Raw genomic sequence first — 22,418 nt, 5'->3', positions numbered from 1 at the left:
CGTCGATGATGGAGGTATCCCGTGTCCGGTACGGCTCTGACCCTGGGCGCACGGCCAGGCGGGCTCATCGCCCTGCCGGGCGTCTACCGGCCGCAGGCGGACACACGTCTGCTCGCCCACGCCCTGGCCCAGGAGGACCTCGGGCCGGGGACCGAGGTGCTGGAGATCGGTACGGGCACCGGCGCACTCGCCCTCGACGCGGCTCGGCGACGGGCCCGGGTCACGGCTGTCGACGTCTCGTGGCCCGCCGTCGTCACAGCCCGTCTCAACGCCCTGCGTCAGAGACTGCCCCTGCGCGTCGTTCACGGCGACTTCGCGGCGCGCAGCGCGGGCCGCCGCTTCGACCTCGTCGTCTCGAATCCGCCCTATGTGCCGGCACCGGACGTCCTGCCGCCCTCGCGAGGGCCGGAACGGGCCTGGGACGCCGGACCGGACGGGCGAGCCATCATCGATCGCATCTGCGCGAACGCTCCGGCGCTGCTCCGGCCCGGTGGGGTCCTGCTCCTGGTGCATTCACAGATGTGCGGGGCCCAGGAGACCGTGGACCGACTGACCGCGGCGGGCATGATCGCGGAAGTCACGGCCCGGGCCTCGGTGCCCTGGGGGCCGGTCCTGCGCTCGCGCCGGACCTGGCTGGCCCGGGTGGGCCTGGCGGCCGAGACCGAGGAACAGGAAGAGCTGGTGGTCATCCGTGCACGCTGACTCCGACTCCCCGGACACCCCCGGCGACGCCCGGAACACCCCCCGCCCGGCCCGCGAGAGGGCGCCGGCCCGCGAGAAGGCGCCGGCCCGCGAGAAGGCGCCGGCCCGCGAGAAGGCGCCGGCCCACCGGGCGGCCAAGGACCCCAAGGGCCCCGCCCTCGTCGAGGGGCCGGTCGAGATGGTCCTCGACGACGGAACGGTCGCCCGCTCCGAGCGCTTCATGGTCGCCCTCTGCACCTGCCGCCGCAGCCGCATCTACCCGTGGTGCGACACCAGCCACCGCCCCCGCGAGCGCGCCGTCCCGCCCTCCGAGGACAGGAATCCCTCATGACGCCCTCGATCACGAGCACCTTGCGCACCCCAGCCACCACGGCGATCGCGAGCACCGCGGCCCCCGTCGGCCCCCGCCTGGTCGCACCGCGCGGCCCCTTGTCGGCCGCCGTCACCGAGGCACTCCGGTCGAACAGCAGTCCGACGTACCGCCCGGGCGCCGTCCTGACAGCCGACCCCTGGGGCGAGGACCTCCAGCTCGGTCTCTACCTCCTGTACGAGCTCCACTACCGCGGCTTCGACGGGGTGGACGACGACCGCGAATGGGACCCGGAGCTCCTCCGGCTGCGCCAGGCCATGGAAGCCCGCTTCCTGCACGCCCTGAGCACCGAACTGTCCGCCGCCCCCCGATCGGTCGAGGAGGCCTTCGCCCCGCTGCTCGTCGAGCCGCTGGACTCCGCCGGCAGTCTCAGCCGCCACCTGGAACGGAAGGGCGAGCTGTGGCAGTTGCGGGAGTACGCGGCTCTGCGCTCGCTCTACCACCTCAAGGAGGCCGACCCGCACGTCTGGGTGATCCCCCGGCTGCGGGGCCGGGCCAAGGCCGCGATGGCCGCCATCGAATTCGACGAGTTCGGTGCCGGCCACCCCGACCGGATCCACGCCCGGCTCTTCGCCGACCTCATGGTGGACCTCGGCCTCGACCCCGCGTACGGCCGCTACCTGGACCAGGCCCCCGCGCCGCTGCTCGCCACCGTCAACCTGATGTCCCTCTTCGGGCTCCACCGGTCCCACCGAGGTTTTCTCGTCGGTCACTTCGCCTGTGTCGAGGTGACCTCCTCACCCGGCTCCAGGCGACTCGCCAAGGCGATGCGGCGCTGCGGGGCAGGAGCGGCGGCCGAGCACTTCTACGCCGAGCACGTCGAGGCGGACGCCGTGCACGAGCAGGTCGTGCGCCACGAGGTCATCGGCGGACTCCTCGCGGACGAGCCGGACCTGGAGGCCGACATCGCCTTCGGCTGCGCGGCCACCGTCCACCTGGAGGACCGCCTCGCGGAGCACATCGGCGCGGCCTGGGGCGAGGGACGCAGCGCCTTGCGCACGCCCTTGAGCGCACGGACCCGGGAGCGTGCCGAATGAGGGCTCCGCGGTGGTGAACCCGATGAACGATTCCGACGGAGGCCGGTGCGTCAGCGCATCGGCCCCGGAACGAGCCTCGTACGCTGGCCGGATGCGTCACCACGATCTTGTCGTCATCGGTGCGGGGTCCGGCAACGCGGTGGTCGATGACTCGTTCGCCGATCTGGACGTGGCGATCGTCGAGGAACGCTGGTTCGGCGGCACCTGTCTCAACTCCGGGTGCATCCCGAGCAAGATGCTCGCGTACACCGCCCAGATCGCCCGGACCGTACGGGAGGCCGGGGCGTACGACGTGGACGCCGAGCTGCGGGCGGTGCGCTGGCGCCAGGCGCGCGACCGGGTCTTCGGGCGGTTGGACGCCGAGCGGGACAGCGGCCGTCAGGGGCGCGTGGAGCAGGACTCGGTCACCGTGTACGAGGGCAGCGCCCGGTTCATCGGGCCCAGGACCCTTCGGATCGAGAGCGAGCACGGGACCGTCGACGTCAGCGCCGGGCAGATCGTCGTCGCTGCGGGCAGCAGGCCCGTGATCCCCGGACCCGTCGCGGAGGTGGGCCTGCCGTACGAGACGTCCGACACCATCATGCGGATCGACGCTCCGCCACGGCGCCTGGCCGTCCTCGGCGGCGGATACATCGCCGCGGAGCTGGCCGAGGTGTTCGCACAGACGGGTTGCTCCGTCACCGTCGTGGAGAAGGAGAAGCGCCTGCTCGGCCCGCAGGACGAGACCGTCGCGGAGCGCTTCACGGAACTGGTCCGCTCCCGCTACGACCTCCGGCTCGGCCGGGAGCTCACCGCGGTCGGCGGCCGGCCGGGCGCGCTGCGGCTCAGCCTGGACGACGGGTCGACGGTCGACGCGGACATGCTGCTCGTCGCCGTGGGCCGGGCCCCGAACAGCGACCGGCTGAACGTGGCAGCGGCCGGCATCGCCACCCACGACGACGGCCGGGTGCGCGTCGACCGGCATCAGCGCACCACCGCCGAAGGCGTCTTCGCCCTGGGGGACATCTGCTCACCGGTGCCGCTCAAACACGTCGCCAACCGTGAGGCCAAGGTCGTCGCACACAACCTCCGCCACCCCGACGACCTCATCGCCGCCGACCACGACCTGGTACCGGCAGCGGTCTTCACCCAGCCCCAGATCGCCTCGCTCGGCGCCACCGAGCAGGACTGCCGCGACAGGGGCGTGGACCACGTCGTGGGGCTGGCCGGCTACGGCGACGTCGCCTACGGCTGGGCGATGGAGGACACCAGCGGATTCTGCAAGGTGCTCGCCGAGCCGGGCACGGGCCGTATCCTCGGCGCCCATCTGATGGGTGCCGAGGCCTCGACACTCATCCAGCCCCTCGTCCTGGCGGCGACGCTCGGGATCGACGCCACCACCCTCGCCGAGTCCCCGTACTGGATCCATCCCGCGCTCACCGAGGTCGTGGAGAACGCCCTGCTCGACCTCGGTCTGTGAGGCCCGCGGCGCCGGAAGAGGCCCCGCCGCCCACAGGACCAGGACCACGTGGAAACACAGGAGGCGCCATGACGGACGCGGACCCCTTCACCGACGCACTCGACGGCCCGATGTACGTCGTCACGGCCGCGTCCGGCGGTGAGCGGGCGGGCTGCCTGGTGGGTTTCGCCTCGCAGTGCTCCATCGACCCGCCGAGGTTCGCCGTGTGGCTGTCGGTCGCCAACCACACGTACCGCGTCGCGTGCGAGGCCGAGTACCTCACCGTGCATCTGCTCCACCGGGACGAGCGGGAGCTGGCGGCCCTCTTCGGTGAGGAGACGGGCGACCGGGTCGACAAGTTCGCCGCGATCGGGTGGCGGCCCGGAGAGGGGGGCAGCCCGATCCTGGAGGAGCCGGCCACCTGGTTCACCGGCCGGATCGAGGGGCGTATCGAGGGCGGCGACCACGTGGGATTCCTCCTGGCGCCCGTGGCGGTGTGCCCGCCGGCCGAGGGCCCACCGCCCGTGCTGCTCCGCTTCCGGGAGGTACGGGACCTGGACGCGGGCCACCCGGCCTGAGCCCACGGACGGCGCGGGGGACCGGTACGGCGTGATCCGCCCGGCCGACGCGGGCCGCGGCCCACCCCTGCCCCACACCGCCGCCCCGCAGGGGAGGGCCGACACGTTTCAGGGGGACCGAAGCGGAAAGCCGCCCGGTATGGTGCGAATCGGATACACGATGATGACCGAGCAGGCCGGACCCCGGGAGCTGGTCGACCATGTGGTGGGAGCGGAGCGGGCGGGATTCGACTTCTCCGTCATCTCCGACCACTCCTTCCCCTGGCTGGAGGCCCAAGGACACGCGCCCTACGCGTGGAGCGTGCTGGGCGCCGCCGCGCAGGCGACCTCCCGGATCCCGCTCATGACGTACGTGACCTGCCCTACGTTCCGCTACCACCCCGCGGTGGTCGCCCAGAAGGCGGCCACGATGCAGCTCCTGTCCCAGGGGCGCTTCCGGCTGGGCCTCGGGTCGGGCGAGAACCTCAACGAACACATCGTCGGCGAGGGCTGGCCCGCCGCCCCCGTCCGCCTGGAGATGCTCGAAGAAGCCGTGGAGATCATCCGTTCCCTGTTCGCCGGCGGGTACGTCAGCCACCACGGCCCCCACTACGACGTCGAGAACGCCAGAATCTGGGACCTCCCCGACGAGCCGCCCCCGATCGGGATCGCCGTCTCCGGAGACCGCTCCTGCGAGATCGCCGGCCTCCACGGCGACCTGCTCATCGCCACCGAGCCGAAGAAGGAGCTCCTGACCGCGTTCGGCGCGTACGGAGGCGCCGGCAAACCGTGCGTGGGCCAGCTCCCGGTCTCGTACGACCCCGACCGGGAAGCGGCGGTGGCCCGGGCCCACGACCAGTTCCGCTGGGCACTCGGGGGCTGGAAGGTCAACGCCGAACTCCCCGGCCCCGCAAGCTTCGACCAGGCCTCGCAGCACACCAGGCCCGAGGACGTCGCGGATGCCGTACCCTGCGGCGACGACGTGGAGGTCTTCGTCGACGCGGTACGCCCCTACGTCGACGCCGGATTCACCGAGATCGCCCTGGTCCAGATCGGCGGCGACCGACAGGCACCCTTCCTGGACTGGGCGGAGACGAAGCTCCTGCCGGCCCTGCGGGAGCTGTGAGCGCATGTCCGGCACAGCCGTCAGGCCAGGCCCCGCGGGGCCTGGCCTGACGGCTGTGGTTCGGCGCACGTTCGGTGAACGGCTTCTCATCCCTCCATAGGACGGCCGGCATTCCCCGAGGGGTTCGTCGCCGGACCGGCCTGCCCGGGAGTGATGCGGCCGCGCCATCCGCCGGTTTCCCGCCCTCGTTCTTCGATGAAGCCCTTGAACCTCCGCAGATCGCCCTTGACCTTGCGGTCGAGGACGCCCATCATGTCGCCGGCCTTTTCGGCCATGCCCTCCGGCTGGAAGTCCATCGCGAGGATCACGCGCGTGTGCCCCTCGTCGAGGCTCTGGAACGTGACGACTCCCTTTTGCTTCGAATCGCCGCTCACCGTGCGCCAGGAGATTCGTTCGTCCGGCAGCTGATCGACGATCTCGGTGTCGAATTCACGCTCGACGCCCCCGACCTTCGTCCTCCAGTGACAATGCTTGTCGTCCAGCTGGCGAACGTCTTCGACTCCCTCCATGAAGCTGGGGAACTCCTCGAACTGCGTCCACTGGTTGTACACGTGGTGCAGCGGAATGTCGACGTCGATTGATTCCTTCACCATGCTCACGAGAACTCTCCTCACGTGATCGATGTAAATTCCGCGGACAACCCGGCGCCTACCCGTCATCCCTACCGATACGCGTGAAACTCGTCGGCGGTGAGGGGCGGAACGACCTGAGGCCCGTGACAGCGGTGACCGGCGTAGGCTCGGAACAGACCTCGAAGGAGATGTGGTCCGTATGTGCCGCTGGCTGGCGTACTCCGGTTCGCCCCTCCTGCTCGACGCCGTGCTCTACCGCCCGGAACATTCCCTGATCAACCAGAGCCTCCACGCCCGGATGGGCGTCGAGTCGACCAACGGCGACGGGTTCGGAGTCGGTTGGTACGGCTCGGACGGCGACGGGACGCCCGCGGTATTCCGCGATGTCGGACCGGCCTGGAACAACCGCAATCTGCAGGAACTCGCGTCGCATGTCCGATCTTCCCTGTTCTTCGCCCACGTCCGCGCTTCCACGGGCTCCGCGGTCCAGCAGACGAACTGCCATCCTTTCCGGCACGGTCGCTGGCTGTGGATGCACAACGGGGCCATCGCGGACTTTCCCCGGCTGCAGAGGGACCTGTGCATGGCCGTCGATCCGGTGCTCTTCCCCTTCATGGAAGGTTCGACGGACTCCGAGGTGATGTTCTACCTGGCCGTCACCTTCGGCCTCGATCAGGACGCCCCGGGAGCGGTCGCCCGCATGGCCGGCCTGGTCGAGAGCCTCGGCGAGAGACACGGCGTGCCGGAACCCCTGCAGATGACGGTCGCGGTGAGTGACGGAGAGCGCGTATGGGCTTTTCGCTATTCCAGTCAGGGAAAGGCCCGCTCGCTCTTCTACAGCAGCAGGGCCGAGACCGTGCGGCGTCTTCATCCTGAGCTGGACTACCTGAGGGAGATCTCCGACGAGACCCGCATCGTCGTCTCCGAGCCTCTGGGGGATCTGCCGGGTGTGTGGAACGAACTGCCGCAGGCCAGCTACACGGTCGTTCCGTCTGGCTCGGCGGCGGACTATGTTCCGTTCTCGCCGAGACCGTTGTGACACCGGTCCGCCGGGCTGTGACACCGGTCCGCCGGGCGGGGACCCGGCGCGTCTCCGGGGTGGCGTGCGGCGGACCGGCCGGGCTCGTGTTGCCGCCGGCTGCGGGGCAGGGCGCTCGCGGGCGTGTCCCGCGCTTCTCGCCAGGTGTACATCCCGCCGGACAGGGCAGCCGCCCGATGGGGCGCGCGCTCCCAAAAGCCGCCGCCCGGTCCTTCCCCCTTCCGGGCGGCGGCGCGGTGCCATGAAAGGCGTCAGCCCGCTTCTCCTCCGGCGGAGCGGCCGAACGCCGCCTTTCCCCACCCCTGACCCCGGCGGGCGCCGCACGCGGCGACGCCCCGCGCCGTAGCAGCGCGGGGCGTCGCCGTTCCACCGGCCTGCCGTGCCGGGTGAGTGGCCGTCAGCGGCGGCCGCGAAGCTTGGTGAGAAGGCGCTGCACCTGGGCGCGCTTGCGGGGGTCGGCGGCGGCCCGGCGGACGGACGCCGCCGCGCCGCGGCCCTGCGGGCTGTGGGCGAATCGCTTGATGCGGGTCAGTATTGCGCTCATGGGAGTCTCCTTGGATCGCAAGGGCGGGACGTGCCAGCGGGGGATCGCCTATCGGAAGAACGCCAGGTAGTAGTCGATCAGCCCCATCCGGTGGGGCTCGTCGTCGTCCCGGTCGCGGTCGGGCCCCGGTTCGAATCGCGGGGCGTCCTCGATCTGCTGCTTGGAGCAGGCGATGGCGAGCCTCTCCCCATCGGGGTCGACCGCCGTCACGACCCCCGCGGGAACGATGACGCGTCTGCCGGGGATCCAGGGGGCCGTGTCCACCACGACATGGGCGCGGCCGGCCGTGGGCTCGTACGTGTCGACCGTGCCCGCGAACCCGTCCGTGGCCTCGACCCTGTACCCGGTCAGGTTGAGACGCGCCGCAGGGGCCGCGGTCGCCCCGTAGGTCCAGATGTCGTGCGCCATGGCTGTCTTCCTTCCGACGAGGGCGAGTGCCGCCAGGCTTCGTGTTCTGTCACTCCGTGTTGCCCGTCGTCGCCGTCCCACACCATCCGGATCCGCCGGACCGCGAAACCGTCGGGCGTGGCACGGGCGGCATGATCCCGGGAGGGCCGGGTACGCGGACGCCGTCCAACCCTTTCGGGAGGGAGCAATCATGGGTCTGGGACTGTTCATCATCATGATCGCCGTCGGCGCCATCCTCACCTTCGCGTCCGACTGGGAGCTCGAAGCCGTCGACCTCGACCTGGTCGGCCTGATCCTCATGGCGGTCGGCTTCCTCGGAACCGCCGTGTACACGAGCGTGCTGCGCCGCCGCCGGATGGTGGTTCCGCCCGTGGCGCCCACGGCCGCCGACGACCGGCGTGACCTGCTCTGAGGCGGCCCGCGCGTTCGATGCCGTGACAGACACGACGTACAACGACAAGGAGTGACAGTGATGACCGATCGCATCTGGTCCTACGGCACGGAGTCCGGCCACCTGGCGGGCATCGACCTCATCGGGTGGCGGGTCGAGGCGTCCGACGGACACATCGGCAAGGTCGACAAGCACTCCGACGAGGTGGACGACGCCTATCTGGTCGTCGACACGGGCGTCTGGATCTTCGGCAAGGAGGCCCTGATCCCGGCGAGCGCGGTGACCCGCGTGGACCTGGAGGACTACACGATCCATCTCGCGCTGTCCAAGGAACAGGTGAAGGACGCACCCGAGTTCGTCTCCGACAAGCACCTCGCGGACCGGCAGTACCGCGAGGAGATCACCCAGTACTACCGAACCGGCGGACCTTTTTCGGGCGGCACCGGTGCCATCTGACAAACCGTGGCCCGGGTTCGTGCCGGTTCACACGGCGACGGCACGAGGAGCCCGCCCGCTACGACGCGTCAGGTTTGCCCCGGGCATATCCGGTGAGACGGGTCTCATGAGTGCTTCGGAGAAGAGCGGACAGGACCCGATCCCCTGGACCAGGCTGTACGCCGTGCCGGACCTCCCCGACGTCACGGAGACGTACGACCCCGACACGGCGGAGTCGTACGTGCCCGGCACGGCGGAGTCGTACGACCCCGACACGGCGCACATCGACGTGACCCCGGGGGAGCTGTCTGCCCTTCCCGACCCGTTCCCCGAGAGGGCCCGCACGGCCGCGCAGGCCGCCCGCGGCACCGGGAACACCCTGTGGACCACCGTCCGCGCGCACAAGGCGCTGACGGCGAGCGCCGCCGCGGGCACGGTGGCCGCGCTCACCCTCGCGTACACGCTGGGACGGCGAGCGCGGCGACGTGACCTCGGGCCGGTGGCCCTGTTCCTCGAGCGCCGCTCCTGAGGGGCGAGACTCCCCCTTCCCGGCGGCGCGTACACCTCGTACCCCGTCCGTCCGGACCCTTCACCACCGCCCTTCGGAGGTAGACCTTCATGGTTCCCCTGATTCTCGTTCTCCTGCTCGCCCTGCTGCTCTTCGGCCTCGGCTTCGCGGTCAAGATGCTCTGGTGGATAGCCGTCCTCGTCCTCGTCCTGTGGCTGCTGGGCTTCGTGGCCCGGCCCAAGGGCGGCACGGGCCGCTGGTACCGCTGGTAGGCGGCCCCGGTCGTCCACCGGAGGTGTGGACCCGACCCCCGGCACGAATGAGCCCGGCACGCTCCGAACGGAGCGTGCCGGGCTCGCCCGCGTGCTCGGGCGGCCGACGCCGACGCGTCCTCGCGGAACCCTCCCGCAGCCCCGGGGAACCCGGGCGGACGACGTGTTCCAGCCGCATGACGTGGCACCGCCCTCCTTTCGTCGATCACGGAGAGGTAGTGTCGTCATCATTGCCGTACGGCAACGATCACGGCCGGAGTCGTCCTGGGGGAGCGGGCGTCCGGTTCTGTGACCGGGACCGAACGGTCCGTAAGCGCAGGCTTGTTGCGGAACGAGGATGGGGCATGTCTGAGACGACGACCGAAGGCTCCTCGACCTGGGTGGAGCCCGGGCCGGCCGCGGTGGGCGAGCCCGAGCTGCGACAGCTCCTCGCCGGACTCACGGCGGTGCGGGACGGTGATTTCGGCACCCGTCTGCCCGACGAGGCGGACGGCCTGATGGGCGAGATCTCCATGGTCTTCAACGGGATGGTCGACCAGCTCTCCCTGTTCACCTCCGAGGTGACGAGGGTCGCCCGCGAGGTCGGCACGGAGGGGACGCTGGGCGGCCAGGCAGCGGTGCCCGGAGTCTCCGGGACCTGGGCCGACCTCACCGACTCGGTGAACGCGATGGCCGGCAACCTCACCACCCAGGTCCGGGACATCGCCCAGGTGGCCACCGCGGTCGCCAGGGGAGACCTCTCCCAGAAGATCGACGTGGACGCGCGCGGCGAGATCCTGGAGCTCAAGAACACCATCAACACGATGGTCGACCAGCTGTCCTCGTTCGCCGACGAGGTCACGCGGATGGCCCGTGACGTGGGCACGGAGGGCATTCTCGGCGGACAGGCGGACGTGAAGGGTGCGTCCGGCACCTGGCGCGACCTGACCGACTCCGTCAACTCCATGGCGGGCAACCTCACCGCTCAGGTGAGGGCGATCGCCCACGTCGCCACCGCGGTCGCCACCGGCGACCTGTCGAAGAAGGTCGACGTCGACGCCCGCGGCGAGATCCTGGAGCTGAAGACGACCATCAACACGATGGTCGACCAGCTCTCGGCCTTCGCCGCCGAGGTGACCCGCGTCGCCCGCGAGGTGGGCACCGAGGGCAACCTCGGTGGGCAGGCCACCGTCCGGGGCGCCTCGGGCACCTGGAAGGACCTGACGGACAACGTCAACGTGATGGCGTCCAACCTCACCGGGCAGGTGCGTTCGATCGCCCAGGTCGCCACCTCCGTGGCCCGCGGTGACCTCTCCCGCCGGATCACCGTGGAGGCCAAGGGCGAGGTCGCCGCGCTCGCCGACACCATCAACACCATGGTGGACACGCTGTCGGCGTTCGCCGACGAGGTGACTCGCGTCGCCCGCGAGGTGGGCACCGAGGGCCGGCTCGGCGGCCAGGCCCGGGTGCCGAACGTGGCCGGCACCTGGAAGGACCTCACCGACAACGTCAACTCCATGGCGAACAACCTGACCGGGCAGGTCCGGAACATCGCCCAGGTCACCACCGCCGTCGCCAACGGCGACCTCTCCAAGAAGATCGACGTCGACGCCCGCGGCGAGATCCTCGAACTCAAGACGACCATCAACACCATGGTCGACCAGCTGTCCGCCTTCGCCGCCGAGGTCACCCGCGTCGCCCGTGAGGTCGGCAGCGAGGGCCGGCTCGGGGGACAGGCCGAGGTCGAGGGCGTCTCCGGGACCTGGAAGCGGCTGACCGAGAACGTCAACGAGCTGGCCGGCAACCTCACCCGGCAGGTTCGAGCCATCGCCGAGGTCGCGAGTGCCGTCGCCGAGGGCGACCTGACCCGCTCGATCACCGTCGAGGCCTCGGGCGAGGTGGCCGAGCTCAAGGACAACATCAACGCGATGGTCGGATCGCTGCGCGAGACGACGCGGGCCAACCAGGAACAGGACTGGCTGAAGTCCAGCCTGGCCCGGATCTCCGCCCTGATGCAGGGCCACCGAGACCTGGCCGTCGTCGCCGACCTCGTCATGGACGAGCTGACGCCGCTCGTCGCCGCCCAGTACGGCGCCTTCTACCTGGCGGAGGAGGGATCGGACGGCGTCGAACTCGGCCTCGTCGGCTCCTACGGCCGGCCCGCCGGGGACCAGGACCGGGACCGCTTCCGGCTGGGCGAGTCGCTCGTGGGACAGGCCGCCCGCAGCCGCCGCACCATCGCCGCCGAGAAGGTCCCCGCCGACTACGTCCCCGCCGACCACGTCACGATCTCCTCGGGACTCGGCAGCACGGCCCGGGGCAGCCTCGTGGTGCTGCCGGTCGTCGTCGAGGACCAGGTGCTCGGCGTCATCGAACTCATGTCCTTCAGCCCCTTCACCTCCGTGCACCGGGACTTCCTCGAGCAGCTCATGGAGACGGTGGGAGTCAATCTCAGCACCATCGTCGCCAACGCCCGCACCGACGAACTGCTCGACGAGTCCCAGCGGCTTGCGGGCGAACTGCGCTCGCGCACCGAGGAACTCCAGGTCCGGCAGGAGGAGCTCCAGCGCTCCAACGCCGAACTGGAGGAGAAGGCGGCCCTGCTCGTCACCCAGAACCGCGACATCGAGGCCAAGAACCTGCAGATCGAGCAGGCCCGGCAGGAGCTCGAGGACCGCGCACAGCAGCTCGCGCTGGCCTCGACGTACAAGTCCGAGTTCCTGGCGAACATGAGCCACGAGCTGCGCACCCCGCTCAACAGCCTCCTGATCCTGGCCCAGTTGCTGGCCCAGAACCCGACCCGCAACCTGACGGCCAAGCAGGTCGAGTACGCCGGCATCATCCACTCCGCCGGGTCCGACCTGCTGCAGCTGATCAACGACATCCTCGACCTGTCCAAGGTGGAGGCCGGGAAGATGGACCTCAACCCGGAGCGCGTGCCCCTGCGCAGGCTCCTCGACTACGTCGAGGCCACCTTCCGTCCCCTCACCTCGCAGAAGAGCCTCGCCTTCTCGGTCGCCACGGCCGCCGGCGTCCCCGTCGACCTGGTCACCGACGACTCCCGGCTCCGGCAGGTGCTGCGGAACCTGCTCTCGAACGCCGTCAAGTTCACCGAGCACGGCAGCGTCGAGCTCCGCATCGAACCGGCGGCGGACGACGAGCTTCCCGTGTCGGTCCACCGGGGCGGGCCCGTCGTCGCCTTCCGCGTGACGGACACCGGCATCGGCATCGCCGCCGAGAACCTGGAGGCCATCTTCGGCGCCTTCCAGCAGGCCGACGGGACGACCAACCGGAAGTACGGGGGCACCGGTCTGGGCCTCTCCATCAGCCGCGAGATCGCGTACCTGCTCGGCGGTGCGATCACCGTCACCAGCGTGGCCGGAGAGGGCAGCACCTTCACCTTCTACCTGCCCGTCACCCGTACCGACTTCAAGGAGAAGCCCGAACCGGCCGTCCGTCCGGCGGAGGCCGCCGAGGTCCCGGCACCGGCCCCGGGTGCCTCTCTCGCGCTGCCCGCCGCACCCGGTGCGGCGACGGCCCGGCCGACGCGCCGCCTCCTCGTGATCGAGGAGCGCCCGCGCGGGCTCCTCGCCGTCGTCGCCGAGAACGCGGTCACCCAACTCTCCGACGACGGGGGGCACGCCGAGCGGACGGACATCGAACTGATCGCGGTCGTCGGCCCTCAGGAGGCCGCCACCGCGCTCGCCACCCAGCCGTTCCACTGCGTCGTGCTCGACGTCGACATGGCGGACGGCGACGCCCTGCGCTTCCTGGACGCCATGGACGGCGACGAGGCCTTGCGCACCGTTCCCGTCCTCGCCCACAACAACCGCCGGCTCCCCGCCGACGAGGAGGGCGCCCTGCAGGAACTGGCCCGCCGCCGCCCGCTGGAACTCCTCTCCAGCCTCGACGAACTGCGCGAGCGGATCGCCCTGCACCTGTCGGCCGAACAGCCCGGTGACGTCGTGCCCCTGGTCCGCGGGGACCACTGGGCTCCGGCACCCCAGGCCATCGACACCACGCTGCACGGCAGGACCGTGCTCGTGGTCGACGACGACGCCCGCAACCTCTACGCCCTCACCGGCATCCTGGAGCTGCACGGCGTCACGGTGCTGCACGCCGAGAACGGCCGGAAGGGCATCGAGACGCTCCTGGCGAACCCGGCCGTGTCCCTCGTCCTGATGGACGTGATGATGCCGGAGATGGACGGCTACACGGCGACGGCTCAGATCAGGCAGCTGTCGCAGTACGCGGAACTGCCCGTTATCGCGGTCACCGCCAAGGCCATGCCGGGCGACCGCGAGAAGAGCCTCGCGTCGGGTGCCAGCGACTACGTGACCAAGCCCGTCGACGCCGACGAGCTCATCGCCTGCGTCGGCCGCTGGCTGAACGATGGGTAGGTCCGCGACCGTCCCCGTCGGGCCGTCCCGCACGCCGGGGCGCGCCCCGCGCCGCCCCGGCGCACCATGTCCCCGTCCGCGCGACGGCCGCGAGGCCGTCCTGACCGAGGAGTCGCCGACGTGAGTGGCCCCCGCTTCCGCGACGGAGACCCGTCTGCCGGGCTCCATGGGGAGGGTGTTCCGGTCCCTGGGGCACGTGAGGCACGTGAGGCACGTGAGGCACGTGAGGTGCCTGAGGTGTCCGACGTGCCTGTGGCCCCTCAGGTGTCCGCAGTGCCTGCGGTCCCAGAGGCGCCCGGGCTCCGCATGCCCGCGACGGCCGACGCGCCCGCCACCCCGGATGCCCCGGTGACCTCGGAGACCTCGGAGACCCCCGAGGCCTTCGGGCGCCCCGCCGACGTCCCGGGCTCCCCTCCCGCCGACGGTTTCCCTCCCTTCCAGGGTGGGCACCCGCCCACACGGGACGACCTCACCGACGGCCGGCTGGCCGCCACGGTGGAGCGCCTGCGTGGCGAGGTACGCGCAGCGCACGCGGCGACCGAGGGACGCGCCCTGATCGAACTCGCCAAGGGAGTCCTCGTCGAGCGCCTGGGCTGCGGCCCGGCCCAAGCGGCTCGGCAGCTCACCGAGCTCGCCGACCGGGCCGGGCTCTCGCGACTGGAGCTGGCCGCGGACATCATCAACGAGGCGGCCCGGGACCGGGTCGCCGAGGTCGCCGGCGACTTCGTGAGGACGACCATCGGCGAGCCCGGCACCGCCGGGGCCGCCGCCTCGGTCGCCGTGCGTCTGCGCACGGCGGAGAGCGCGGCGCTCAGCGCCGGCGACACCCAGGCCGTCGCCGATTCCCTGCTCGCGCACGCCCTCGAACCCCTGGGCGCCGTCGCCGTGGCGATCTGGACCACCGGCCCGGACGCGTCGCTGAGCCTGCGCGGCCACGCCGGGTTCGGCGCCGACGAGGCGGCCCGCTGGCACTACGTCCCTCCCGGCGTGACCACAGCGGCCAGGCAGGCGCTGACCGGACGCCGCACCGTCTGGTACCCCTCCCTGGCCGCCGCGGGCATCCCCTCGATCGGCCACGCGCGCCACCCCGACGGAGGCCGGGTCGTCGTCCCCGCCGGGACCGGCGGCCGTATCCACGGCGTCCTGGAGATCTGCTGGGCCCGCCCGCTGGAACCCCAGCCGCAGGCCGTGGAACGTCAGATCGAGGCACTCGCGGAACTCTGTGCCCACACTCTGGAGTCGCTGCCGGAACAGGCGGCCCCGGCGCGCCCCCTCCTCCCCGCCGGGGACGGCTCACGGGAGCTGGCCGAACTCTCCGACGGGCTCTACGACCCCGCCCTCGTCCTGACCCCGCACCTGGACGAGGCGGGGAGGCTCGCCGACTTCCGCATCCGGCACGCCAACGCGCACTTCCAGGACCCGGCGGGCCGCCCACGCAGCGCCGTCGACGGGGCGCTGCTCCTGGAGGCGTACCCCGCGACGGCCGACGAGAGCGAACTCTTCGAACGGATCGAGCGGGTCTACGCCACCGGCGAGCCCTTCCGCGCCCGCCGCACCCGGCTCACCGCCCTGGTGGACCAGGTGCCGCTCACCTCGCTCGCCGACATCAGCATCAGCCGGCACGGCGGGAGCGTCCTCCTCATCTGGCGCGTCGAGGACGAGTCGGCGCGCCTGGCCAGCCTGTTGCAGCACGCCCAGCGTCTCGGCCGGGTCGGTGCCTTCGAGGAGGACACCCTCACCGGAGACATCACCTGGCACGGCCAGCTCTTCGAGCTCTTCGGCCGTCGGCCGACGGAGGCGCCGGTCGCCCTGCGCGACCTGGCCGACCACGCCCACCCCGACGACTCCGGCACCATCCGGCAGTTCCTCCAGACGGTGCTGCAGCAGCGGCAGGTGGGCTCCGCGGCCTTCCGCATGCTGCGACGCGACGGGGTCACGCGTCACATCCGGGTGACCGCCGAGCCCGCCCAGGGAGTCGACGGCGGCCTCGACACCGTCCGCGGCGCCTACCAGGACATCTCGGCGCAGCACTGGACCGAGGTCGCCCTCACGGCCACCCACGACCGGCTGGTCGCCACGGAGGAGGCCGCCGAGGAACGCAACCGGCTCACTCTCCAGCTCCAGCACGCCATCATGCCGCCGGTCAAACCGCCGCTCGACGCTCCGGCCCTGGACGTCGCCGTGCGCTACCGCCCGGCCGAGTCCGAGTCCCTGGTCGGCGGCGACTGGTACGACGCCGTCGTGCTGCCCTCCAAGAAGGTGCTCCTGTGCGTCGGGGACGTCGCGGGCCACGGGGTGGAGGCCGCCACCGGGATGGTGGTCCTCCGCAACGCCCTCCGCGGCCTCGCCGTCACGGGCGCGGGGCCCGGACAGCTCCTGTCCTGGCTCAACAACGTCGCCCACCACCTCACCGCCCATGTCACGGCCACCGCCGTCTGCGGGATCTTCGACCCCGGCACCCGCACCCTGCGGTGGGCCAGGGCCGGGCACCTGCCACCGGTGCTCGTCCGGGGGAACGAGGCGGTCGACCTGCCGCTCCTGCAGGGACTGCTGCTGGGGGCGCTCGCCGAAGCCGAGTTCGAGGAGTCGGAGCTCCGGCTCGAACCCGACGACGTCGTGCTGATGTACACGGACGGTCTCGTCGAACGGCGGGACACCCCCGTCCAGGACTCCGTCGCCCAGCTGCTCGCCGTCGCCCAGCTGCCGTCCGACAGCCTCGAACAGCGGCTGGACCAGCTGCTGGCACGCAGCAAGTCGGACACGGACGACGACACGTGTGTGGTGGGTGTCCAGGTGTACTGATCGTCCAGGTGTCCCGATCCCGGCCGTCCGCCGACGACCGTCCGCTGACGCCCCACCCCGGGCCGTCCCCCGGACTGTCCGCCCATGACCGTCCCCCAGACCGTGTGCCCGACGACCTTCCTCCCCCACCCCGGAAAGCAGGGAACATGCCCGAGCGAGAACCGAACCTGGATGTCGACGTCGAGATCCGCAACGCCCGTACCGCAGTGCTGTCCGTCGGGGGTGAACTGGACATGGAGACCGCCGGCCGGCTCGACGACCGCCTGGCGGAACAGTTCGGCCAAGGACGGCATCATCTCGTCCTCGACCTGTCCGGACTCGACTTCATGGACTCGTCCGGCCTGAACGTTCTCATCAGATCGGTTCACAGGGCACGGGAGGCCGGCGGAGACCTGTACCTCGCCGCGCCGAACCCCGCGGTGCGCCGCATCCTGGAGATCACCGGGCTGACGACGACGCTCCCGCCGCACGACCGCGTGGCGGAGGCGCTGGCCGCGGCCGGCGCCGGGAGATAGCGAAAGGGGCCGGAGTCCCCGGGCACCGGACCGGATCCGGCCAGGAAGGAAGAGGAAAGACAGTGCACGAGATCGCCGACGTCGAGCGGGCGCTCCGCAGGGCAGCTCCGCACCAGCTGGTGAGCGTCGTCGAGGACGCCCTGCGGAAGCACTGCGACGCGCTGCGGGTGGAACTCCGCCTCGCCGACTACGGCGTGCGGACGCTCCAGCTCGTCGGGCGTGCCCCCGGGGCGGATACGTCGGTCCCGATCCACGACAGTCCCCAAGGACGCGCGTTCGGCGCCCAGGAGCCGTACGCCGTCGAGGGGCCCTCGTCGGTCCTGCTCCACCTGCCGGTCACCGTCCGCGGGGACCGGCTGGGCGTCCTCACCGCCGAACTGTCCCCGGAGACCGACCTCCGGCCCCTGCTCCCCGGACTCGCCCAGGTCTGCGATGCGCTCGGCCACGAGATCCTGGTCGCCGAACGCGACACGGACCTGTACGTCCTGGCCCGGAGGGCGAAGCGGCTCACGCTCGCGGCGGAGATGCAGTGGCAGCTCCTGCCGGGCCGTTCGTGCGCCCGCCCCGAGTTCGCCCTCGCCGCCCATCTCGAACCCGCCTACGCCATCTTCGGGGACAACTACGACTGGTCGGTCTCCGACGGCCGGCTGAGCCTCACCGTCACCAACGGCATGGGCGAGGGCATCGAGGCGGCCCTGCTGACGAACCTCGCGATCAACGCGCTCCGCAACGCCCGCCGGGCCGGTCTCTCCCTCACGGACCAGGCCGCGCTGGCCGACCAGGCCGTGTACGCGCAGTACCGGGGCGACGCCTTCGTGTCGGTGCTCCTCCTGTGTTTCGACCTGGCCACGGGCGAGGTGGAGGCCGTGGACGCCGGTTCGCCCCGCCTCTGGCGGCTGCGGGGCCAGTCCGTCGAGTCCATCGGTTTCGAGGCGCAGTTGCCCCTCGGCATGTTCGAGGACACCGTCTACGTCCCCGAGCGGTTCACCGTGCGGCCGGGGGACCGCCTGCTCCTCGGCAGCGACGGCGTGTACGCCGCCGTCTCGCCGGCCGGGGAGAGCTACGGCGACCGGGCGCTGGCCCGCGCGTTCAGGGGGACGCGCCTGCTGCCGCCCACGCAGGTCCCGCAGGCGATGCTCCGGGAGCTGACCACCCACCACGGCGGCAGCCCGTTGGAGGACGATGCCCTCGTCGTCTGTCTCGACTGGCACGGCGCCGCGTCATCGGCCGCCACGTGACGGCTGTATCCGCCGACGTCGGCTCTCGCTCCGGCCCCTGCTCTCGCCCCTGTTTCCAGCCTGGCGTACATTTCGGCGTCGTGCGGAGATCAGGCCGAGCTGACGTCCTTCAGCGGCGTGCGCGGGCGGGACGCGGCGGACGGCCCGCTCTGCTCCAGGGCCTCGTGGAACCCCGTGAGCCCGCGCAGCAGGGCCTTGCGGCTCGACGGCGGCATGTCGGCGATGACCGCGAGCAGGGCCTTCTCCCGCTGGACCCGGAGCTCCCGCAGGTACGCCTTGCCCTGCACGGTCAGATGCAGCTCCAGCTGCCTCCGGCTGACGGGGCTGGGCAGCCGCTGGACGAAGCCCAGCGCCTCCAGCCGGTCGCACATGCGGCTCACCGAGGGCGGCGCGGAACCGAGCAGGTCGCCGAGGGTGCGCAGGCTGATGCCCTCCTCACGGTCCAGGCTGTACAGCACGCGCAGCTGGCTTGCCGAGACCGGTGTCGCCGATACCATGTCCCGGCCGCGCTCCCACAGCACCTCCAGCAGCTCGATGAGCTCCCGGGCGGCCTCGGCCGCCTGCTGCGGTTCGCGTGCGGACGGGGTGGCGTTGGTGTTCATGCCTGCCGACACTCCTCGGGCGTCCGGGACCGAGGACAGCGGCCTTGCGACGGACCGGTCATCTCCACATCTCTCCAGAAGGCGGTACGGATCCGGTGGATCGACACGTGACAGCGGAAGGCGCACTGCGCGGGGCGACACCACACCTCCTTCCCGACCCCCTCCGTACCAGTCTCACGCAGTTGTACGCCGACGCCTCCGTCGGCCTGCGGTTCCCTCGGCGACGGATTCACGTCGCTGCGGCCCGTGGCGCCGGTCCTGGCACCCGCCGGGTGCCGTACGTATCCGTGGACGCGAGCCCCGCCGGTCGCGTCCCGTGCACGCAGCAACCATATCTTTCCGTGATGTCGGGCCCACGGCGGCGTTCCTCCGCCCGTCGGGGTCCACGGCCCGCGCCGGGCCGGCGTTCGACCTCCACGCCTCCGGGGCCCGGACGCGTTACCAAGGCGTGATCCGTGTGGAGACCGGTGTGGAAACCACGAAGAGGGGAAAGGCGGGGTACGAGGTGCCAGCGCACCCACCGAACGAGGGGAGTACCAGCGTCATGACGGACGCGATGACCGCGGAGCCTGCGGCACGGGACCCCTTGCTGTCCGCGAGTGTCGTCTACGACGACGCCTCCGGCGGCGGAGCGATCGCCTCCGCGCGCGCCTTCACGGCCGACTTCCTCGGGGCCGCCCCGTCCGTGCGGCGTGCACCGGTGGCCGGCGAGCGCGTCGAGCTGGCGCAGTTGGTGGTCAGCGAGCTCGTGACCAACGCGCTCCGGCACACGGCCGGCCCCTGCCGTCTGCTCCTGGAGCTGCGTGAGGACACCCTGGAGATCTCGGTGTTCGACCGTGAGGCCGCCGCTCCCGTACCCCGCGGACACGATCCCCGGCGGATCGGACAGCACGGTGTCGAGATCGTCGTCGCCGTCTGCGAGAGCCTGAGCGTGGAGCCGCACCCGGAGGGGAAGCGGGTCCGGGCCTGCCTCTCCCTCCTGCCGCAGTACGCCGACTCGGCGGCCCCGGGGGACCGGCACCCGCACTGAGACGCCCGGAACGGATCAGCGGACGGACCCCGGCTCGCCGACCTCTGGCGGGCGTCCGCTCCGCCGACCCCTGGCGGGCGTCCGCTCTCCCGGCTCCTGACGGGCCCTGCTCCCGCGACCTTCACAAAACCGCGACGCCATCGGCGCATCCGTCTCGTACGCATGAGGTGTAGCAGGGACGGGACGGGTCAAGCGGACACCGCACCCCCTCGCCACGTCCCTCAGCCGGAGGACCTCATGCCCCAGCCCCCCGTCGCGCCCCTTCCCTCGCCGCGCGTCCTCACGCAGCCCATGGCCATGGAGCTGCTGACCCCGGACGCGGCGGTCCCGATCGACACCACCGTCGGTTACACCTCCCGCGACCCCCACGCACTGAGCATCGTCTTCCATCTCCTGGGCGAGGAGCCCGTCGTGTGGCGCGTCGACCGTGAGATGGTCCTCGCCGGATCGCTGACCGCCACCGGCGCGGGAGAAGTCCATCTTCGGCCCGCGCCCGACGGCCGGCTCCTCCTGCGGCTCGGCCCGGCCGGGCACTGCGCCATGGTCAGGTGCGACCAGGAAGGCCTCGCCCGCCTCGTACGCGACACCTTCGCCCTCGTGCCGCAGGGCACGGAGGAGAACCACATCGACTGGCAGCCCCTGCTCGCCTCGCTCAGGCGCTGAGGCGAGGCGCGCCGACCCCCGCCGTACGCGGACGCGTGAAGCGCGTGTTCCTCATTCGGGCCGGGCGGGCGAGGGCGGGCCGAAGCAGGCGGTGACGTCCTTGCCCCGCGGGCAGGAGCGGATCCGCACATCGTCGGCGAGCGCGCCGATCAGGAGCATGCCGCGGCCGCCCAGGGCGTCGTCGTCGGGGCGGCGCTGCTCGGGGACACGGGACGACGCGTCGTGTGCGGTCACGTGCAGGCACTCCTCGTCCCACGTGAGGATGAGCTGCGCGTCGCTGTGGGCGTGGACGTGGGCGTTGGTGACCAGTTCGGAGACGGCGAGCACCACGGAGTCCAGCAAGTCAGGTGCGGTACGGTCCCAGCCGAGGGTCGCCAGGTGCTCACGTGTCCAGTCGCGTGCCGTCTTCACGCTGCTGCCGAGGGGGAGCGATCGGGCCCAGCCGACGGCTCTCATCGAGGGATCGCGTTCCATGTCTCTCCTTGGGACGTCCGGGTACAGGACCTCTTCCTGTTGCCTTCCTTCTGCCCAGCGACCTGCGGAAGAAGCGAGCCCCGGCGCTCGACGGCCCCGACGGACACCCTGGGGCGGGCCGCTGAGTTCCCCTCACATGCGGTACGGACGACCCGGCGAGCGCACCCGGGTTACGCTCCTCGGGAAATCTCTCGAAAATTCGTCGGTGTGGACTTAGCCGCTCCGGGTAGGCGAGCTGACACAGGGCCAAGACTCCCGGCTCGGGACACACGTGAAAGGGGAACGGCGTGACGCTCACCATGATGTCGGCCAAGGGATTTGAGGCCGGAACGGGAACGCTGCCGGTGATCCCGGATGCGTTGGCAGTCGCGCCGAAGGACGCACGCGTCCTGTCGAAGGTCTTCTTCCAGGAGCTCGCGGTGCTGGAGGAGGGGACGCACGAGTACCAGTACGCGCGCAACACCCTCATCGAGATGAACATGAGTCTGGTCCGCTACGCGGCCGGGCGGTTCCGTCATCGCGGCGACGAGATGGAGGACATCGTCCAGGTCGGCATGATCGGACTGATCAAGGCGATCGACCGCTTCGAGCTCTCGAGGGAGGTCGAGTTCACCACGTTCGCCGTCCCCTACATCGTCGGGGAGATCAAGAGGTTCTTCCGGGACACGTCCTGGTCGGTGCACGTGCCCCGCCGCCTCCAGGAGGCCCGGGTGGAACTGGCCAAGGCGACCGAGGAGCTGAGCACGCGCCTGGGCCGGACGCCGACGGTCAAGGAGCTCGCCGAGCTGATGAGCCTCACCGAGGAGGAGGTCACCGAGGCCCGCCTCGCCTCCAACGGCTACAACTCCTCGTCGCTCGACGCCGCGCTGAGCGGCGAGAACGAGGACGGCGAGGCCTCCCTGGCCGACTTCATCGGCAGCGAGGACCCCGCCATGGAGCTGGTGGAGGACTTCCATGCCCTCGCCCCGCTGATCGCGGAACTCGACGAGCGCGACCGGCAGATCCTCCACATGAGGTTCGTCGAAGAGCTCACCCAGTCCCAGATCGGGGAACACCTGGGCTGCTCCCAGATGCATGTCTCCCGCCTGCTCTCGCGCACCGTGCAGCGCCTGCGTCGGGGCCTGCTCGAAACCGACTGATCCGGCCGGCGCGCCGCGCCGCAGGGCGTCTGCTAGGCGAAAGCCTTGGGGCAGGCGCCCTGTTCCATGCCCGCGCGAGGAGGGACCGCGCACCTGTGTCGCGGAGTTTTCAGCGCATCTGTTCGCCCTCTGCCGCCTCACCACGGGCCACGGCCGTCGTCACGTCTGACGGCACAT

23 protein-coding genes are annotated in these 22,418 nt (G+C 71.3%); 18 read left to right on the top strand and 5 right to left on the bottom strand.

Going from position 1 to position 22,418, the window contains the following annotated elements:
- Nucleotides 1–21: 21 nt before the first annotated feature.
- The 6 genes from ACIP8Z_RS09570 to ACIP8Z_RS09545 all read left to right on the top strand — a co-directional run bounded on the left by ACIP8Z_RS09570 (nt 22) and on the right by ACIP8Z_RS09545 (nt 5,230).
- Nucleotides 22–702: a HemK2/MTQ2 family protein methyltransferase gene (locus tag ACIP8Z_RS09570; RefSeq protein ID WP_402080945.1), complete on the top strand. Its 681-nt coding sequence runs from the start codon at nt 22–24 to the stop codon at nt 700–702.
- On the top strand, nt 692–1,033 hold the full coding sequence (locus tag ACIP8Z_RS09565) for a CDGSH iron-sulfur domain-containing protein (RefSeq protein ID WP_402080942.1): 342 nt from the start codon (nt 692–694) through the stop codon (nt 1,031–1,033). The genes ACIP8Z_RS09570 and ACIP8Z_RS09565 overlap by 11 nt, the downstream gene beginning before the upstream one ends.
- Nucleotides 1,030–2,109, top strand: a complete 1,080-nt coding sequence (locus ACIP8Z_RS09560) for an iron-containing redox enzyme family protein (RefSeq protein ID WP_402080939.1) — start codon at nt 1,030–1,032, stop codon at nt 2,107–2,109. The genes ACIP8Z_RS09565 and ACIP8Z_RS09560 overlap by 4 nt, the downstream gene beginning before the upstream one ends.
- 91 nt (nt 2,110–2,200) lie before the next feature.
- On the top strand, nt 2,201–3,568 hold the full coding sequence (locus ACIP8Z_RS09555) for a mycothione reductase (RefSeq protein ID WP_402080937.1): 1,368 nt from the start codon (nt 2,201–2,203) through the stop codon (nt 3,566–3,568).
- Between the two features lie 68 nt (nt 3,569–3,636).
- Nucleotides 3,637–4,125, top strand: a complete 489-nt coding sequence (locus ACIP8Z_RS09550; protein ID WP_402080934.1) for a flavin reductase family protein — start codon at nt 3,637–3,639, stop codon at nt 4,123–4,125.
- 139 nt (nt 4,126–4,264) lie between these two features.
- Nucleotides 4,265–5,230 (top strand): LLM class F420-dependent oxidoreductase, encoded by a 966-nt coding sequence (locus tag ACIP8Z_RS09545; RefSeq protein ID WP_402080931.1) that lies wholly within the window; start codon nt 4,265–4,267, stop codon nt 5,228–5,230.
- A gap of 86 nt (nt 5,231–5,316) precedes the next feature.
- Here the strand turns inward: ACIP8Z_RS09545 and ACIP8Z_RS09540 are convergent, their stop codons facing one another.
- Nucleotides 5,317–5,829: an SRPBCC family protein gene (locus ACIP8Z_RS09540; protein WP_402080928.1), complete on the bottom strand. Its 513-nt coding sequence runs from the start codon at nt 5,827–5,829 to the stop codon at nt 5,317–5,319.
- 172 nt (nt 5,830–6,001) lie between these two features.
- Here ACIP8Z_RS09540 and ACIP8Z_RS09535 point away from each other — a divergent pair, with 172 nt between their 5' ends.
- Nucleotides 6,002–6,841, top strand: coding sequence for a class II glutamine amidotransferase (locus ACIP8Z_RS09535; RefSeq protein ID WP_402080926.1), 840 nt, complete (start codon nt 6,002–6,004; stop codon nt 6,839–6,841).
- Nucleotides 6,842–7,238: 397 nt separating this feature from the next.
- Here the strand turns inward: ACIP8Z_RS09535 and ACIP8Z_RS09530 are convergent, their stop codons facing one another.
- Both ACIP8Z_RS09530 and ACIP8Z_RS09525 read right to left on the bottom strand, forming a co-directional pair.
- The gene (locus tag ACIP8Z_RS09530; protein WP_402080923.1) at nt 7,239–7,385 is read right to left on the bottom strand and encodes a hypothetical protein; all 147 of its coding nucleotides are present in this window, start codon (nt 7,383–7,385) and stop codon (nt 7,239–7,241) included.
- Nucleotides 7,386–7,433: 48 nt separating this feature from the next.
- A complete protein-coding gene (locus ACIP8Z_RS09525) occupies nt 7,434–7,793 on the bottom strand; it encodes a PRC-barrel domain containing protein (protein ID WP_402080920.1) in 360 nt (119 codons plus the stop codon).
- A gap of 190 nt (nt 7,794–7,983) precedes the next feature.
- On the opposite strand from ACIP8Z_RS09525, the gene ACIP8Z_RS09520 reads away from it, so the two are divergent.
- The 8 genes from ACIP8Z_RS09520 to ACIP8Z_RS09485 all read left to right on the top strand — a co-directional run bounded on the left by ACIP8Z_RS09520 (nt 7,984) and on the right by ACIP8Z_RS09485 (nt 18,333).
- The gene (locus ACIP8Z_RS09520; protein WP_319314162.1) at nt 7,984–8,205 is read left to right on the top strand and encodes a DUF6458 family protein; all 222 of its coding nucleotides are present in this window, start codon (nt 7,984–7,986) and stop codon (nt 8,203–8,205) included.
- 60 nt (nt 8,206–8,265) lie between these two features.
- Nucleotides 8,266–8,640: a PRC-barrel domain containing protein gene (locus ACIP8Z_RS09515; protein ID WP_402080917.1), complete on the top strand. Its 375-nt coding sequence runs from the start codon at nt 8,266–8,268 to the stop codon at nt 8,638–8,640.
- 106 nt (nt 8,641–8,746) lie between these two features.
- A complete protein-coding gene (locus ACIP8Z_RS09510) occupies nt 8,747–9,148 on the top strand; it encodes a hypothetical protein (protein ID WP_402080915.1) in 402 nt (133 codons plus the stop codon).
- A gap of 89 nt (nt 9,149–9,237) precedes the next feature.
- On the top strand, nt 9,238–9,399 hold the full coding sequence (locus ACIP8Z_RS09505; protein ID WP_402080912.1) for a DUF5670 family protein: 162 nt from the start codon (nt 9,238–9,240) through the stop codon (nt 9,397–9,399).
- Nucleotides 9,400–9,743: 344 nt separating this feature from the next.
- Nucleotides 9,744–13,778 carry a HAMP domain-containing protein gene (locus ACIP8Z_RS09500; protein WP_402080910.1) on the top strand — a complete coding sequence of 1,345 codons (4,035 nt, stop codon included), beginning with the start codon at nt 9,744–9,746 and terminating at the stop codon, nt 13,776–13,778.
- A gap of 306 nt (nt 13,779–14,084) precedes the next feature.
- Nucleotides 14,085–16,580 (top strand): SpoIIE family protein phosphatase, encoded by a 2,496-nt coding sequence (locus ACIP8Z_RS09495; RefSeq protein ID WP_402082320.1) that lies wholly within the window; start codon nt 14,085–14,087, stop codon nt 16,578–16,580.
- 146 nt (nt 16,581–16,726) lie between these two features.
- Nucleotides 16,727–17,095, top strand: a complete 369-nt coding sequence (locus ACIP8Z_RS09490; RefSeq protein WP_402080907.1) for an STAS domain-containing protein — start codon at nt 16,727–16,729, stop codon at nt 17,093–17,095.
- A gap of 62 nt (nt 17,096–17,157) precedes the next feature.
- Nucleotides 17,158–18,333: a PP2C family protein-serine/threonine phosphatase gene (locus ACIP8Z_RS09485; RefSeq protein ID WP_402080904.1), complete on the top strand. Its 1,176-nt coding sequence runs from the start codon at nt 17,158–17,160 to the stop codon at nt 18,331–18,333.
- Between the two features lie 89 nt (nt 18,334–18,422).
- On the opposite strand, the gene ACIP8Z_RS09480 is transcribed toward ACIP8Z_RS09485, so the two are convergent.
- On the bottom strand, nt 18,423–18,935 hold the full coding sequence (locus ACIP8Z_RS09480; RefSeq protein WP_402080901.1) for a MarR family winged helix-turn-helix transcriptional regulator: 513 nt from the start codon (nt 18,933–18,935) through the stop codon (nt 18,423–18,425).
- Nucleotides 18,936–19,479: 544 nt separating this feature from the next.
- Here ACIP8Z_RS09480 and ACIP8Z_RS09475 point away from each other — a divergent pair.
- Nucleotides 19,480–19,965 (top strand): ATP-binding protein, encoded by a 486-nt coding sequence (locus ACIP8Z_RS09475; RefSeq protein ID WP_402080898.1) that lies wholly within the window; start codon nt 19,480–19,482, stop codon nt 19,963–19,965.
- 237 nt (nt 19,966–20,202) lie between these two features.
- On the top strand, nt 20,203–20,628 hold the full coding sequence (locus ACIP8Z_RS09470) for an SsgA family sporulation/cell division regulator (RefSeq protein ID WP_402080895.1): 426 nt from the start codon (nt 20,203–20,205) through the stop codon (nt 20,626–20,628).
- A gap of 51 nt (nt 20,629–20,679) precedes the next feature.
- Here ACIP8Z_RS09470 and ACIP8Z_RS09465 read toward each other — a convergent pair whose 3' ends face one another.
- The gene (locus ACIP8Z_RS09465; protein WP_402080892.1) at nt 20,680–21,102 is read right to left on the bottom strand and encodes an ATP-binding protein; all 423 of its coding nucleotides are present in this window, start codon (nt 21,100–21,102) and stop codon (nt 20,680–20,682) included.
- A gap of 299 nt (nt 21,103–21,401) precedes the next feature.
- Between ACIP8Z_RS09465 and ACIP8Z_RS09460 the strand changes: the two genes are divergently transcribed.
- Nucleotides 21,402–22,241 carry an RNA polymerase sigma factor SigF gene (locus ACIP8Z_RS09460; protein WP_402082318.1) on the top strand — a complete coding sequence of 280 codons (840 nt, stop codon included), beginning with the start codon at nt 21,402–21,404 and terminating at the stop codon, nt 22,239–22,241.
- Nucleotides 22,242–22,418: the final 177 nt, after the last annotated feature.

The organism is Streptomyces sp. NPDC088553, from assembly GCF_044752965.1.
Classification (GTDB): domain Bacteria; phylum Actinomycetota; class Actinomycetes; order Streptomycetales; family Streptomycetaceae; genus Streptomyces.
Note: the sequence above shows the minus strand (reverse complement) of the source record. Positions and strands in the feature narration are given on the sequence as shown.